At 47.8% G+C, this 14,122-nt stretch carries 14 protein-coding genes; 6 read left to right on the top strand and 8 right to left on the bottom strand.

Annotated features, from left to right (window positions below; all coding sequences use genetic code 11):
* Positions 1 to 168 precede the first annotated feature (168 nt).
* Positions 169 to 1,722 carry a S8 family peptidase gene (locus AAA946_RS16380; RefSeq protein WP_338165873.1) on the top strand — a complete coding sequence of 518 codons (1,554 nt, stop codon included), beginning with the start codon at positions 169 to 171 and terminating at the stop codon, positions 1,720 to 1,722.
* A gap of 74 nt (positions 1,723 to 1,796) precedes the next feature.
* Here AAA946_RS16380 and napH read toward each other — a convergent pair whose 3' ends face one another.
* The 4 genes from napH to AAA946_RS16360 all read right to left on the bottom strand — a co-directional run bounded on the left by napH (position 1,797) and on the right by AAA946_RS16360 (position 5,092).
* Positions 1,797 to 2,642 (bottom strand): quinol dehydrogenase ferredoxin subunit NapH, encoded by an 846-nt coding sequence (gene napH / locus AAA946_RS16375; RefSeq protein ID WP_338165872.1) that lies wholly within the window; start codon positions 2,640 to 2,642, stop codon positions 1,797 to 1,799.
* Positions 2,642 to 3,409, bottom strand: coding sequence for a ferredoxin-type protein NapG (gene napG / locus AAA946_RS16370; protein ID WP_338165871.1), 768 nt, complete (start codon positions 3,407 to 3,409; stop codon positions 2,642 to 2,644). The genes napH and napG overlap by 1 nt, the downstream gene beginning before the upstream one ends.
* 325 nt (positions 3,410 to 3,734) lie before the next feature.
* On the bottom strand, positions 3,735 to 4,235 hold the full coding sequence (locus tag AAA946_RS16365) for a bactofilin family protein (RefSeq protein ID WP_338165870.1): 501 nt from the start codon (positions 4,233 to 4,235) through the stop codon (positions 3,735 to 3,737).
* Positions 4,139 to 5,092: a M23 family metallopeptidase gene (locus tag AAA946_RS16360; protein WP_338165869.1), complete on the bottom strand. Its 954-nt coding sequence runs from the start codon at positions 5,090 to 5,092 to the stop codon at positions 4,139 to 4,141. Before AAA946_RS16360 ends, AAA946_RS16365 begins: the two co-directional genes overlap by 97 nt.
* Before the next feature lie 308 nt (positions 5,093 to 5,400).
* Between AAA946_RS16360 and AAA946_RS16355 the strand changes: the two genes are divergently transcribed.
* From AAA946_RS16355 to AAA946_RS16335, 5 genes are all read left to right on the top strand, one after another.
* Positions 5,401 to 6,306 (top strand): Gfo/Idh/MocA family protein, encoded by a 906-nt coding sequence (locus AAA946_RS16355; protein WP_338165868.1) that lies wholly within the window; start codon positions 5,401 to 5,403, stop codon positions 6,304 to 6,306.
* A 70-nt stretch (positions 6,307 to 6,376) separates the two neighbouring features.
* A complete protein-coding gene (locus AAA946_RS16350) occupies positions 6,377 to 7,333 on the top strand; it encodes an HlyD family secretion protein (protein ID WP_338165867.1) in 957 nt (318 codons plus the stop codon).
* Positions 7,334 to 8,260, top strand: coding sequence for an ABC transporter ATP-binding protein (locus tag AAA946_RS16345; RefSeq protein WP_338165866.1), 927 nt, complete (start codon positions 7,334 to 7,336; stop codon positions 8,258 to 8,260).
* Positions 8,257 to 9,357 carry an ABC transporter permease gene (locus tag AAA946_RS16340; RefSeq protein ID WP_338165865.1) on the top strand — a complete coding sequence of 367 codons (1,101 nt, stop codon included), beginning with the start codon at positions 8,257 to 8,259 and terminating at the stop codon, positions 9,355 to 9,357. Before AAA946_RS16345 ends, AAA946_RS16340 begins: the two co-directional genes overlap by 4 nt.
* Positions 9,358 to 9,390: 33 nt before the next feature.
* A complete protein-coding gene (locus AAA946_RS16335; RefSeq protein ID WP_338165864.1) occupies positions 9,391 to 10,329 on the top strand; it encodes a LysR family transcriptional regulator in 939 nt (312 codons plus the stop codon).
* Between the two features lie 56 nt (positions 10,330 to 10,385).
* Here AAA946_RS16335 and tnpA read toward each other — a convergent pair whose 3' ends face one another.
* The 4 genes from tnpA to AAA946_RS16315 all read right to left on the bottom strand — a co-directional run.
* Positions 10,386 to 10,832: an IS200/IS605 family transposase gene (tnpA, locus tag AAA946_RS16330; protein ID WP_338165863.1), complete on the bottom strand. Its 447-nt coding sequence runs from the start codon at positions 10,830 to 10,832 to the stop codon at positions 10,386 to 10,388.
* A gap of 189 nt (positions 10,833 to 11,021) precedes the next feature.
* Positions 11,022 to 11,711 (bottom strand): oligogalacturonate-specific porin KdgM family protein, encoded by a 690-nt coding sequence (locus AAA946_RS16325; protein ID WP_338165862.1) that lies wholly within the window; start codon positions 11,709 to 11,711, stop codon positions 11,022 to 11,024.
* Positions 11,712 to 12,022: 311 nt separating this feature from the next.
* Positions 12,023 to 13,201, bottom strand: a complete 1,179-nt coding sequence (locus AAA946_RS16320; protein WP_338165861.1) for a tetratricopeptide repeat protein — start codon at positions 13,199 to 13,201, stop codon at positions 12,023 to 12,025.
* Between the two features lie 105 nt (positions 13,202 to 13,306).
* Positions 13,307 to 14,122: MalM family protein (locus AAA946_RS16315; RefSeq protein ID WP_338165860.1), on the bottom strand; the 816-nt coding region annotated here is incomplete at its 5' end.

Here is a 14,122-nt window from a genome sequence, read left to right as displayed (position 1 = left end):
TGACTGAAATGTGCCTTGTTGCATATTTTATCTGCGCGTTCCTCAACAGTTTTGACTAGCTTGAATTTCGTACGCGAGATGCACAGCTTCATTCGATGCACTCGCCCTGTCAGCAAGAATAATGCTGACCTAATTCAGTAATTCGATAACTTTTGAATGGAACACAATATGTTGAAGACATTTTTAACTTTCTCTATCGCCTCAGCTTTTGCGATAACCTCAAACTACGCACTTGCCGAACAAGACCAAGTTTTAGCACCTCTGGTCACTGCCTCTTCAGACACAGCGCTTAGCAACCAGTATATTGTTGTATTAAAGCAGCCAATGACACTTAGCAATGATCCTATGGCATTGCAGCAGTTCACCGAACAGACTGTGTCAGGCCTTGCTACTCAACATTCGTTTGAAATTGAGAAAGTGTTTGATCGCTCGTTGAGCGGCTTTGTTGCCACCCTAACAAGTGAGCAATTAAACGAACTACGCAGTGATCAGCAAGTAGAGTTTATTGAGCAAGATCAAGTCATTACATTGGATCCCGTCGTTTCCAGCAACGCCAGTCAATCCAATGCTATCTGGGGTCTCGATCGAATCGATCAACGCGATCTCCCGCTAAACAGCAACTACAGCTACAACTATGATGGCACTGGCGTAACGGCATATGTTATCGATACTGGGGTGACCAATACTCACCCAGAGTTTGGCGGTCGTTCACGTTCTGGTTACGATTTTGTCGACAATGATAGTGACGCAACAGACTGTAATGGCCATGGTACCCACGTCGCAGGAACCATAGGGGGTGCGCAATATGGTGTGGCGAAAAACGTCAATATCGTTGGGGTACGTGTACTAAGTTGTACCGGTTCAGGCACAACATCAGGCGTTATCAGTGGTGTTGATTGGGTAGCAGCAAACGCATCAGGGCCATCGGTTGCCAACATGAGTTTAGGAGGAGGAGTGTCCACCGCACTTGATCGCGCAGTTGCTAACGCAGTTCAATCTGGCGTCAGCTTTATGCTAGCGGCGGGGAACGATAATGCCAATGCCTGTAACTCCTCTCCTGCTCGTGAACCCAGCGGCGTAACCGTTGGCTCAACCACCAGCAGTGACGCTCGCTCAAGCTTCTCGAATTGGGGCAGCTGTGTCGATGTATTTGCGCCAGGTTCGAGCATTAAATCCGCGTGGTATGACGGCAGTTATAAAACCATTAGTGGCACTTCCATGGCCACACCACATGTCGCTGGTGTCGCTGCGTTGTACCTACAAGAAAACCGAACGCTCACTCCTGCACAGGTGTCTGCGAAAATCAGTGAACGTGCTAGCGTCAATAAAGTCCGCGACACCAAAGGTACGGTGAACAAACTCGTTTACAGTTTAACAGACAGCGGCTGTGGTAATGATTGTGGCGGTCAAACCCCAGATGGTGAGCTAAAGAACGCCACGCCGGTAAGTAACATTTCCGGTGGACGCGGCGAGCAAAAGCAGTATTACATTGATGTCACAGCGGGTCAGCGTTTAAGCGTCACCATTTCTGGTGGGTCTGGTGATGCCGATCTGTACTTGCGTTATGGCTCAGCTCCAACACTCAACAACTGGGAGTGTCGTCCATATCGCTACGGTAACCAAGAGACCTGTACCGTGAGCAGTACGAAAAGTGGTCGCTATCATATTATGCTTAACGGCTACACCAGCTTTAGCGGCGTAACGCTTGAAGCTCGTTACTAGTTCACACCGAAAACGAGTTAACTGAAAAATACCTCATAGAAAATGCCAGCCTTGAAAGGCTGGCATTGCTATTTTCAATCAGCGTCAGGCCGAACTTTGAACTCAAGCACTTTAGGTACGCAAACATCAATGCAGCGCCCACAACTAATGCAATCTTGACTCATCACCCGTTTGTCTCCCGCCTTTAGCGGTTGTCTCAATACATCCGGTTCAGGGCAGACGTGATAACAATCCATGCACTTAGTACAAGCCTCACGGCGGGTCGCTTTTACGCGGATCGGGCTTTTACGTCCAATCACCCCATAGGTCGCTCCAAGCGGACATAGATGGCCACACCAACCATGCTCGACAAGTACCAGATCGAGTAGAAATACCAAAGCGATGAGGATCCATCCTGCGCCCATACCAAACACCAAACCGCGATGCAGTGTCGCGACCGGATCCACCCAAGCCCAAAGTAATGAGCCCGAGACTGCACTACCGACTAAAATCACAGGTATCAACCAGTAACGTATCGTCGGTGACCATTTATAGCTGGTTTTCAGATTGAGTTTACGACGCAGCCAGGCCGCCATGTCAGTCACAATGTTGAGTGGACAGACCCAAGCACAAAACGCTCTGGGGGCGAGTAAGGCGTAAAAAAGCACAACGAGCATCACGCCAATTAATGCATTCATCTCTGGCCAATGCCCGGTTGCCAAGGTTTGTAATACCAGTAAAGGATCACTAAGTGGGATTGTGCCTAACAGCATGCTTGACGACAAATTGCCCTGCAAAATTCCCCATGTTGGTCCCATCATAAATAGACCGATAATCGCGATCTGGCACAATCGACGCACAATTAAAAACCGATGCGCCCTCCACCAGCCAAGTTCACGAATGGCGTCATTGCCAGCATCTTTAGCGAGATTCTTAGCCATTATTTTCTCCCATCATTGATGCGGATGTGCTCGGTCGGGGCAATGTCTGGGGTTTCTGGAAAGGTACCGTCTCGAAGCTCCACCTTTTCCTCCCAACCAAGCTGATAATGGTCGCCCATATACCCCTTCGCGAGTTCAATCGGTACCACCTTGATCACTGGCACTTCAGTGACACAAGCTTGCTCACATTTGCCACATCCCGTACACGCGTCTGAATGTACCGTAGGAATGAACATCGCGTGATAACCAGTACGTTGATTACGAATCGGCTCCAGAGTAATGGCCTTATCGATCAGTGGACAAACCCGATAGCAAACATCACAGCGAAGCCCCTGCCAATTGAGACACTCTTCATGGTCAATCAGCACCGCTAAACCCATCCGTGAGTCATCAATGTTGGTCAGCGCGTGGTCCAGGGCCCCGCTTGGACAGGCAACCACACAAGGAATGTCTTCACACATCTCACATGGAATATCACGGGCGGTAAAATAGGGCGTACCCGATGCAACAGGAGAGAGCAGCGTGGCAAGTTTTAGCGTATCGTATGGGCATGCTTGAACACATAACCCGCAGCGCAAGCAAGCTTGCTCAAAGTGATTGCCTTCCAACGCGCCAGGGGGGCGTATAGGCACCCCGCCACTGGTTTTGGCCTGCCCTTGTTTGGATTGGAGTCCTAAGACGGTTGCTGCCGCCCCGACTCCCATTGCCGTGCGCGCCGCATCGCGAAGAAATCGGCGTCGACTCTGTGAAGTTTTCTCTCGTGACATATGCTCCGCCTTACTAATAGTGGATTAACGGCATAAGGCTCTCCCATAAAAGTAATGGGAAATGTGTCATTTGAAATAGTGCTTAGTAGGTATACCTAGGCTCGCTTGATTTCGGTCAAATTAACGTGGTTACTTGGATCACAATACGGCACTTTAGGCTGACTCATGGCTTTACGCATCACAAATAACAGCGTCACAAAAGTCAGTCAGCTCTGACATCTTATCTCACTTGAGTATAGCGTATTAGTCAAAGCAGATACGGGGACAAGGTAGAAGAGAAGGGCGCCCTAATAGAACATTAAGGCGCGACACGAATATCGGTAATTTACGCAGTTTTCACCGCTTTAGCTGGCTGTTTTGCCACTGTTTTCGCTTTTGCTGCGTCACCAGCAGGGACCGCTTTCGGCGCTACGTTGATCGCAGGGGCGCTGTTCTCTTTTTTAGATTGGCTTGGTAGAGACACCACTTCCTTCTCCTGCAACTCAGCGGTTTCACCAAAGAACTTACCACCAGGCTCAATGCTCAGATTATTGCTCCACACTTTGCCCTTCACGCGACCATTAGACAGGATTTGGATCTGCTCTGCATGGCAATCACCTTCCAGTATGCCATTAACGATCAGTTGTTTCGCATATACCTCGCCCTTAACGCGGCCAGACTCAGCGACCACCATCACACCTTCGATGTGCAGTTGACCATCAACAACACCATCAACTTGAATGTCATTTTCTAGTTTGAGTTTTCCGCTAATAACACAGCCTTTGGCGATGAGAGTTGAAGCTGCTGAGCGACTCTTTGTTCCACTGTTTTTACTAAAGATTCCCATCGTATTGCTCGCTCCTTTTTAAAGATATCTTCGAAATCGTTTACACCCCACTCCACAAACGGTTTAGGGTCAAGTGCCCGCCCAACAAAGCGAACTTCATAATGTAAATGGGGGCCTGATGACAGACCACTATTACCAGAAATGGCGATCAACTCTCCCTTACGGACGAACTGTCCCGGACGGACTTTAAAGCCCTTTAGGTGAGAGTATGAACTGGAAAAACCGAACGAATGTTGCAGTCTAAGAAAGTTACCCGACCCTTTTTTACTGCGTCTTGTCACTTCAACTACACCATCCGCTGGCGCATAAATTTTCGTACCGGTATTAACCGCAAAGTCCATACCTCGGTGCATTTTTAGCTTGCCTGTCACCGGGTGCTTTCGCTTACCAAACTGCGACGAAATGCGCTCTTTACCCACCGGTGAACCACTTGGGATCTGGTTGAGCATCGTCATACGCACACTAGAGTGGATAGCCGCCACATCAAGTCTTGAATCTAAGTCGATATTCTCTGGCGAGTCGGCTACGCCCAACACTTTTTCCAAATCGGCTAGACGCTCCGAGACTAAACTGATTCGCTCTTCGCGCTCGGATAAGTCTTGCTGCAATGTCTGTTTAAGATCTTGCAAATTGGCCAGCTCATCACCAAGCGTTTGTGACTCATTGGCAAGCTCCGCCTGCTTTAGCTCCGCGTAATCCACCACCTGATACAAATGCTGAATAAGAAGCACTGCTCCTAGCACTGACACCAGCCCGATCCCCGCCAAGCTCTTTAGGCTGCGACGCATCGATTTACTCAACTGCCAATGAGAAGAGCCATTAATCGTTGAAATAGAGATAGTAAGTTGATCTTTCATGATAGTGCAGTGTTCCATAACGCGGTGTCAGCGGCAGTACGCCAAACCACTTTGCAGTGTTCCTTTGTGTCATACCCAAGTAATTTACGAAATCCCTATATCAGGTACTAGTCAGAAGCAGCAAAAGAGTGTCAATACGTGATGTGGTTTCAGACATTTTAGAAAAAACTATATTACGTTTAACAACCAGTTAAAAACATCCGCAACAAAATCTTCTACCTGTGTCGTAGTTAAGTTCACAATCGCTGTACTTATGTTCATAATGGCTGCGTACATTATCGAAAATACAATCAATTCCGAGGCTTATATTGAAAATTGCACACATTGGGTTAGGTGATATCGCCCAAAAAGCCTATCTGCCATTCACCACCTCTCAGTCGGATATCCAACCGATATTCTGCACCCGAGATCCCGGCACCCTTAATGCTTTAGCCCGTCAATATCGCGTGACGGAGACTACGACCCATTATCAGGCGGTACTCAATTTTCAGCCGGATGCCGTCATGATCCATGCCGCGACCTCTATCCACCCTGAGATTGCTCGTTTTTTCCTTGAACATGGCGTTGCTACCTTTGTTGATAAACCCTTGGCGGACAGCTACCAAGAGTGCGAAGCGCTGTATCACTTAGCAGAGCAGAAACAAGTTCCGCTCTATGTGGGTTTCAACCGACGCCATTTGCCGTTGATTCAACAGCACAGCTTGTCTGATACCGCTTCGCTGCGCTCATTACGTTGGGAAAAACATCGTTACGCCCAGCCCGGTGACGTCAAAACCTTCCTGTTTGATGACTTCATTCATCCACTGGATAGCATCAATATCCATGGCGACATTCAGTTTGAGGACATAGATGTTCATCATCAGATGGAAGCTGGCAAACTGGCGCGTATCGACATCAAGTGGCAGCATCATGGTGCCATCTTCGAGGCCTCTATGAATCGACAGTTTGGCATCACCCAAGAAGTCATTAGCAGTTGCCATGACGACCGAGCTTATCGATTCGACTCCTTTGTGAGTGGAGAGCGCTACCAGGGTAACAATGTCGACCAACTGCAACTTAAAGATTGGACCCCTATGCTGGCAAGCAAAGGATTTCATGGCATGTTCGACGAGTGGAAACAAGTGGTCACCGCAGGCAAGTTAGATACGAAATTAATCGAAAGAAACCTTTCCAGTCATCGAATTGCCCAAAAGCTACTTGACTTCATAACTTGATGAAATTCAGCTAGAAAATCGCTGCCGCCCTTCTAATATTGATAGTAGATATCCGTTAGAAGGGTTGTGTATGAGACGTTCACTGCTAGTCATTATTCCTCTCGCACTCGCACTGCTTGGCTGCCAAAACGAAGATAACGGCAAAGCATTAGGGACTTTAGAAAGAGACCGAATCTCTTTTTCATCCACAGCAAGTGAAATCATCCGTGAGCTACCAGTACGAGAAGGCACGCGTGTCAAAACGGGGGATGTGCTTGTTCGCCTGGATACCAAACGCCAAGAAGCCATACTCGCTCACGCAATTGCCGAAGAAGCGAAAGCCAGTGCTTACTTACTCCGCTTAACTAACGGTGAAAGGCCCGAAGATATAGCAGCTGCCAAAGCACGCGTCGATATGGCACAAGCAAAACTCACCGAGGCTCAGAAAAACTATTCTCGAGCTTCAGAGTTAGTAAGAAAAAAACTCGCCAGCCAATCACAAAAAGACCAAGCCATAGCAAGTCGTGACACCGCGCGGGCAGAGCTCAACTCAGCCAACGAAGAGTTCTCTAAACTCACTGCAGGCTCACGGCCAGAAGACATTACCCAAGCTGAGGCAGCACTTGCCGCCGCAACGGCCGACGTTGCTCTGCAAACTCAGCAACTTGACGAACTCACTATCGTCGCAACTCGAGATGGCGTGTTAGATAGCCTTCCTTACAACTTAGGCGAGCGCGTCTCCGTTGGCGCTTTTGTGGCGGTTGTTCTCGCCGATCGGATCCCTTATGCCCGCGTGTATGTGCCTTCTTCTGTGAGGGTAAACTTCGTCCCTGGGTTGCAAGTCAATGTCCATGTTGACGGTCTTGAAGAGGTACTATCCGGCACTGTGCGCTGGGTGGCGACGGATCCCTCATTTACGCCTTACTATGCTCTGACAGAAGATGAACGCTCTCGATTGATGTATCTGGCTGAAATAGACCTCCCAGAAAGTGCTGAGAATCTGCCTAGTGGCGTCCCTGCTCAAGTTGACCTGCAAGGACTTAAATAAATGACGGACATTGCAGTCGCTGCGACCAATCTGGTGAAAAAATTTGGCGATTTCACCGCTATCAACGGCATCAACTTATCGGTGCCTAAAAGTAGTATCTACGGATTTTTAGGCCCAAACGGATGTGGCAAATCCACCACAATACGAATGCTAACGGGCCTACTGAAACCAACCGAGGGCGAGGTTAATGTCTTGGGGCTAGCGATCCCTGAGCAATCGGAAGCACTCAGACTAAAAATTGGCTATATGACGCAAAAGTTCTCGCTCTACGATGACTTAACCGTTCTAGAAAACCTTCAGTTTATCGGCCAGATTTTTGGCTTGGATAGAACACTGCTAAAACAACGCATCGCGGAGCAGATGGATATTTATGGCCTGAGTAGCCTTCAAAAACAACGCGTCGGTGGCATGAGCGGTGGGCAAAAGCAGCGCCTCTCATTAGCCTCTGCGACGATGCACAGACCCGAATTACTCTTTCTCGATGAGCCCACATCCGCCGTTGATCCTGAGAATCGCCGTGAATTTTGGGAACAACTCTTTGATCTAAGCGATCAAGGCACAACGATATTGGTCACCACCCATTATATGGATGAGGCTGAGCGATGCCATCGCCTCGCAATCATGGAGTCTGGAGAAATGCGCGCCGATGGTGAACCAGAAACGCTCATGAACAACATGGGCGTTAACATCATTGAAGTGAAAGCACCCAACCTTAGAGCACTCAAAGAGCGCCTGATTCATTGTCCCGAAGTCCGATCCGCAGCCCAACTTGGAATTCGACTGAGAGTACTCATTTACCAACAGGTCCGTGACCCTATTAAGTGGATCACCACCTCATTCCCCGAACTATCAAACGCCGAGTTAACACCGGCTCGCCCTAGCCTTGAAGATGTGTTTGTCTCTGTAACAGGAGAAGGCCGACAATGAAAAGTTTGACGCGCATGAGCGCCATCATGATTAAAGAGATCCGCCAGCTTTCAAGAGACCGCATTACCTTTGGCATGGTGATCATGATCCCACTGATCCAGCTGGTGCTGTTCGGCTTCGCCATGAATACCGACGTGCGTAATATTCCCGTTGCCATCGTCGATAAGAGCGAGTCCGCCCCAGGTCGAATCATCGTCGAAGCAGTAAAAGTCACTCAGGTAGTCAATGTTAAAGCCCAATATGCAACCGTTAAAGAGGCCGAAACCGCGATTCGGGAAGGGGTCGTTCGCGCTGCATTGATATTACCGACAAACCTTACCCAACGTATCACTCATCAAGAGATACTCGGACAGTGGCTTGTCGACGGCTCAGACACCATGGTAAGCGCGGCGTTACTTTCCCTGCAAACCATGCCCATTGCCGAGTTCGAAATTGCTGGTTATCACCCCAATCGTCCCAAAACCTTTGAGGCGACATTACTGTATAACCCAAGCCAACGCTCTGCGGTTAACATCGTACCCGGACTGCTTGGCGTGATATTGACCATGACCATGATTTTGTTCACCAGTGCGGCGATTGTCCGCGAACGCGAGCGAGGCAACCTCGAGTTGCTGATCACGACCCCCATCCATTCACTTGAGCTCATGATTGGCAAGATCGTACCTTACATCTTCATTGGCCTAATCCAAATTTTCATTATTTTGGGCTTGGGGTATCTCATTTTCAGTGTGCCCATAAACGGACAAATCAGCCAAATACTCCTTGGCAGCCTTTTGTTTATCGCCGCCAGTTTAACCCTAGGACTTGTTATCTCGACCATCGCCCACACCCAGTTGCAAGCGATGCAAATGACGGTGTTTATCTTGCTTCCTTCGATCCTGTTATCTGGCTTTATGTTTCCTTACGAAGCCATGCCTGTCGCTGCTCAGTGGATTGCCGAAGCACTACCTGCGACCCACTTTATGCGTATGATTCGGGGGATCATTTTACGGGGCGCTGATTTAATAGACGTATGGCGAGATACACTTTGGTTAGCAGGGTTTACACTTATCGGTATTGTTATCGCTGCACTAAGATTTAAGAAGAACTTGGACTAATTCCCCACAACACATTGGATACAAGGAAACGACATGACAATAGGCAATCAAGGTGGAAAAGCTAACGGAAAGAAGTTTGACCTCAACTTATTGCGCGTCTTCGTATCCACTTACGAAACTCAGTCCGTCACGAAATCTGCCGAGCAGTTGGATTTAACTCAATCATCGGTGAGTAATGCGCTTGCCCGACTCAAAGAGGCCGTAGGGAATGAATTGTTTACCCGTACAGGACGGGGCATCAAACCTACTCGCTTTGCCGTGGAGCTTTACGAACATGTTCAGGAGCACATTCTCGGCATCGATAAAGTCATCGAGGGGTTAGCGAATTTTGATCCCAAGTCGAGCCGACGACGTTTCGTTATCTATTGTCATGAAGCCGCTCTGCTACGGTTACACAAGCACATAAATGTGCTTGATGACTATCCCAACATCACACTCGTACTCAAGGAATTGCCTCCAAACGATGCTCGAATATACGAAGACTTACGTATGGAAAAAGTCGACTTAGTGGTTGACGTGGCCCCGTCCGATAGCCGTGTTTTCCAATCTAAACTGCTGCACAGTGACGGATTGATTTGTATTAGCAGCGAGAATCACCCCAGATTACAAGACGGTAAGATGACCAAACAGAGGTACATGGACGAAAGCCACGTCCTTCTGAACATTCGCCGCGACAACCTCACATTTGTCGAATGGTTAGTCAGCGACGTGCTTCCCCCAAGACGAGTGTTCAGCCAACATTCATCGTTACTGGGTATGTTGCCTTCTGTATCGCAGTCTCACGCAATCGCTGTTGTGCCAGAAACGCTATTTCGTCAATACGGCGACATGTTTCACCTTCAATCCCTACCCTTCCCATTTGAAACCAAAACCTTTGATACTTACATGGTGTGGCCCACCAAAATGGCACGCAATTCTGCACTCAGTTGGTTGAGGCGTTTTATCGAGTCGCAGCTTAAGGCATCAAAGTAAAAAATCCACCTGCAGAGCAGGTGGCTTTGAATGGCCCCCTAGAAGGGGGCTAACTTTTAGTTACTCAACCCTAGATGCATCTGACGCTCTTCCTCTTCCTTTCCCACACGATCTTGATGCCTGACATATCTTCGGATTATTTCCTCGTTCATTCCTACCGAATCAACAAAGTAGCCACGCTGCCAGAACTTATTGCCCCATAACTTCTGCTTTCTTAGGTACGGAAATTTGTCGAACAACCTTATCGCTGTCCGTCCTTTAACAAATCCCATATACTTTGAAATGCTCAAACTTGGCGGCATTCTCACGACTAGATGGACGTGATCTACTTGAACGTTCAACTCTACAACCTTACAGTTCTTCATGTTGCTGTAGATGTAGATACTTCGGTACAGCTCTTTGCCCAAGTTACCCTTAAGTATTTTGAGTCGGTACTTCGGTGTCCAAACTATGTGGTACTGACACCTGTAATATACGTGGGAAGCGGATTCATATCTGCTCATGTTCTTTTTCTCCTTGATTTGCTGGTTACAAACTTGGATATCTTGAACATGAGCGTCCTTCGGGCAAAGCCCTAATGGACGATCACCACCTTCCTAGAAGGTGGTTTAGGGTTAGAAAATAAAAAATGCCGCTCAACATGAGCGGCATTTTTATTAGAATCGTTTTGACTTAAATCCACACAAAGCAGATTAGAAGTTGAACGTTACACCTAGACGAACACGGTTTTCAGTCTTCACTTCGAAGTTTTGGTTTACGTAAGTCTTATCTAGGATTTGGTAATCTAGGTAAGGTGCCCACGTGTCGAAGCCTGTGTATTTCACTTGGAACGTGTGTTCCCACTTGCTGTCTGCACGAGAAAGATCGCTGTTGATCTTACCGCCGTTGTTTTGCGCGATGTAAGCTGGGTTATATTCTAGGTTGAAATCAGAAACGTTGTAACCAACCCATGCGTCAACTTGGTTTGTGTTCTCAACACCGTCAGTTGCCGCTTGGAAACGGTAACGTGCAGCCGTGTAGAAGTTACCTGTAGCGTAAGTCGCTTTTAGGTAAGGACGGTATTCAGAATGGTTAGTACCGTTCCAGTAAACGAAACCTGGAGTTAGGGTTACGTTGTCGTTGATTGCGTAGTTGTAGTTTAGCTCAGTTTCGAACGCCGCTACTTTGTGGTCAGTTTGGCTGAATGCGTTCTTGTTATGACCTTGAGTACCTTCTAGGTGGATTTGCCAGTCTTCAGCAAAGTCCATGCCCGCGCGAACACGGCTTTCATAAGTTTTTGCTTCTGTGTTGTAAGCACCACGAACGTCAACGTAGTTTGCGCTTGCTGGAAGTGCAACTGCAGCAACTAGCGCTGCTGCCAATGTCATTTTAAAAGTTTTCATTAAAAGCTCCGTATAGAACAGGAATGCCATAAATGGCACGGATTTTATGTGCAAACGACCAGGCCACTGCCAAGCATCCTCGTCGCTCACACTGAAACTGAGCTCAGAATATTTTTTTGAACATTGTTTTTGTCATGAAAGTGTCAAAGGCAAACATTGAGTGATGTAGGTCACACTGATATCGACCAAAAAACCATCGAAGTCCACATCAATGAAAGATAAAGATAACAATAATGGAACAGAAGTTCACATATGATTATTTGTAACGATTAATGACAGTATGCAAGGCCATATTTGATTAGTTAAGTTCGCTATTGTGAATAGTGGGTTTCATAACTAGCGTAACTATACGAGCGGGCATTATCCTCTGATGACGCTTGTTCGCTTGTTGCTGCCGTATCGCTCTCGGTCTCACTCTGTTCGGTCGTCGATGAAGAAACATCCTCAGAGTCCGCTGTGGTTGATGGCTCACTGTCTAACGCTAAGCCAAAAAGAGGTAAGTCTCGTTTGTAGAGCTTGTTAAGCGCACGAATCAATGAATGCTTAACCACGGGTCCAAATTGCAGTTTTTTAAGAACAGGTTTGGCGAGTGATTGCAGCCCAACGACAGAATCAACCCCCAAAGTACTGCCCACCGCATCACGAGCCGACTTAGCTGGCTCATGCCCCATGTACGCAGACATAAACAGCCAGATGTATGCTATTGACGCGCCGTTAGGTTTTACGTCACGCCACGCTTCGCCCGCATAATACATAGCTTCGACGTTGCCTTTTTCGGCTGCGCGCTCCAGCCAGTAACACGCGCGCTGTATATCTTGCTCAACCCCAACACCATTAAGGTAGTTAAGTCCAAGCTTCGTCATACCCTCTTCACTTTGCTTGTCGGCCGCTTTCTCAAACCATTGAGTCGATTGCTTGGGTGATGGCACAGGATTATCAGGAGAGATACTCCAATCGCCCATAAACAAAATAGCTTCTAGGTTTCCCTCTTCCGCGACCTCTTGAACTTTGGCAACGCCTCTGGGGATATTGCGCTCCACGCCATGCCCAAAGATCTGTGCTTTGGCCGCTTCAAATTTGGCATGAACATCGCCTTCCGCTCCAGCAATGCACAAGCGCCAATAATTCGCTTGTTCACGTAAAACCAGATCTTCCCGCTTTTTATCACTCAAACGGACAATACCGTACATGGAGGTAATGTTGTCCAGTTCAGCGCCTTTGTGATACCAATACAGCGCTTCATTAGGCTTGTTTCTCTCGGCCTCTTTAGCGAGATAGAGGATAGTTGGCACGTGACCCGTCTCCGCTTTAAAGACTCGGTCTTGCCTCTCTTGCAAGCGGGCTTTTTCCATTGCTCGTCGATACGCAGCTTCTCGCGCAAGACGCTCTTCCTCCATCCGCCTTTTGCGCAGTGAAAGGGAGAACATCCAGACGAATACCAACAGCAAAGATAGGCTAGTGGCACCGATAGCAATAGTGAGTGTCGACATAATTTGATTGGCTTTTATGGTAACGGTTACTCTCTATAGTAACGGCAGCTAAGCCAATAAATTAAATCTGTTTGACGATCCGCCACACGGTTTTACAACTTTTTGCTAGTTTTCGGTCGCATTGTCATTGATTGACTGATTAAAGACTTCTCTAGCGTCAGGAATACCCAAAGATTCCGCCTCTTCAAGAAGGCTTACCGCTTTTTGCAGCTCGTTCTGTTTCACGGCATCTTGAATTGCCTGTCGGTAAAACGCAGCACTTTGTTCTGTCACTGAGCGCGCTTTTTTATCTTCAGGTTCAACATTCAGTTGATGATGAGCACTATCTATCTCAATCTCTACCTCGCCCTGCAGCGCAAAAGGGATCTCAATATCTTTCACCTCAGGAAGGTAATTGCCTCTGGCCTCCGCATCCAACCTTGCTGGATGAATCACAGAGACACTGTCGCCAATCATTTCAGGCTTGGTGTACACCACTAACGTCAACTCACTGTCCATCGCCATAGGGAAAAACACAAAGTTGAGCGTCAAACGATTTCCCAAATGGAAACGCGGCTTTTGATATTCAAACTGTTCAAATTGATAGCTATCGACAACCGTCCCATCTTCTCGAATGATGGCCACAAATGGTGCAAACGCGGTTTTTCCGATGATACTGGTCACAGTAATGTCCAAAGCACCGGCTGTATTAGGTAACGTCACAGCCGTCACAGGGCTGGTGACACCATCGATATCGAACTGTTGAGTATTGCGATTGATGACAAACTTGTGCTCACTTGGCACTTTGGCCACAAGAGCATTGAGGCCGGTTTGATTACGTGCAACTGGCGTGTTGTGAATCGCGACCTGTTCTATCACTTCGGCACTTTGACAGCCCGCGAGCAGAACACAACTGCCTAAAAATATTGAGGATACTTTCAT

It is taken from the genome of Vibrio sp. 10N (genome assembly GCF_036245475.1).
Taxonomy (GTDB): Bacteria; Pseudomonadota; Gammaproteobacteria; order Enterobacterales; family Vibrionaceae; genus Vibrio.
This window is presented reverse-complemented; position numbering and strand designations above follow the sequence as displayed.

Bases quoted from the DNA above. Each gene is read 5' to 3' on its own strand.
- AAA946_RS16340 (WP_338165865.1), top strand. From the start codon at position 8,257: ATGAAAAGTTTGACGCGCATGAGCGCCATCATGATTAAAGAGATCCGC.
- AAA946_RS16320 (WP_338165861.1), bottom strand. From the start codon at position 13,201: ATGTCGACACTCACTATTGCTATCGGTGCCACTAGCCTATCTTTGCTG.
- AAA946_RS16365 (WP_338165870.1), bottom strand. From the start codon at position 4,235: ATGGGAATCTTTAGTAAAAACAGTGGAACAAAGAGTCGCTCAGCAGCT.
- AAA946_RS16335 (WP_338165864.1), top strand. From the start codon at position 9,391: ATGACAATAGGCAATCAAGGTGGAAAAGCTAACGGAAAGAAGTTTGAC.
- napH (WP_338165872.1), bottom strand. From the start codon at position 2,642: ATGGCTAAGAATCTCGCTAAAGATGCTGGCAATGACGCCATTCGTGAA.
- napG (WP_338165871.1), bottom strand. From the start codon at position 3,409: ATGTCACGAGAGAAAACTTCACAGAGTCGACGCCGATTTCTTCGCGAT.
- AAA946_RS16350 (WP_338165867.1), top strand. From the start codon at position 6,377: ATGAGACGTTCACTGCTAGTCATTATTCCTCTCGCACTCGCACTGCTT.
- AAA946_RS16380 (WP_338165873.1), top strand. From the start codon at position 169: ATGTTGAAGACATTTTTAACTTTCTCTATCGCCTCAGCTTTTGCGATA.
- AAA946_RS16325 (WP_338165862.1), bottom strand. From the start codon at position 11,711: ATGAAAACTTTTAAAATGACATTGGCAGCAGCGCTAGTTGCTGCAGTT.
- AAA946_RS16345 (WP_338165866.1), top strand. From the start codon at position 7,334: ATGACGGACATTGCAGTCGCTGCGACCAATCTGGTGAAAAAATTTGGC.
- AAA946_RS16360 (WP_338165869.1), bottom strand. From the start codon at position 5,092: ATGAAAGATCAACTTACTATCTCTATTTCAACGATTAATGGCTCTTCT.
- tnpA (WP_338165863.1), bottom strand. From the start codon at position 10,832: ATGAGCAGATATGAATCCGCTTCCCACGTATATTACAGGTGTCAGTAC.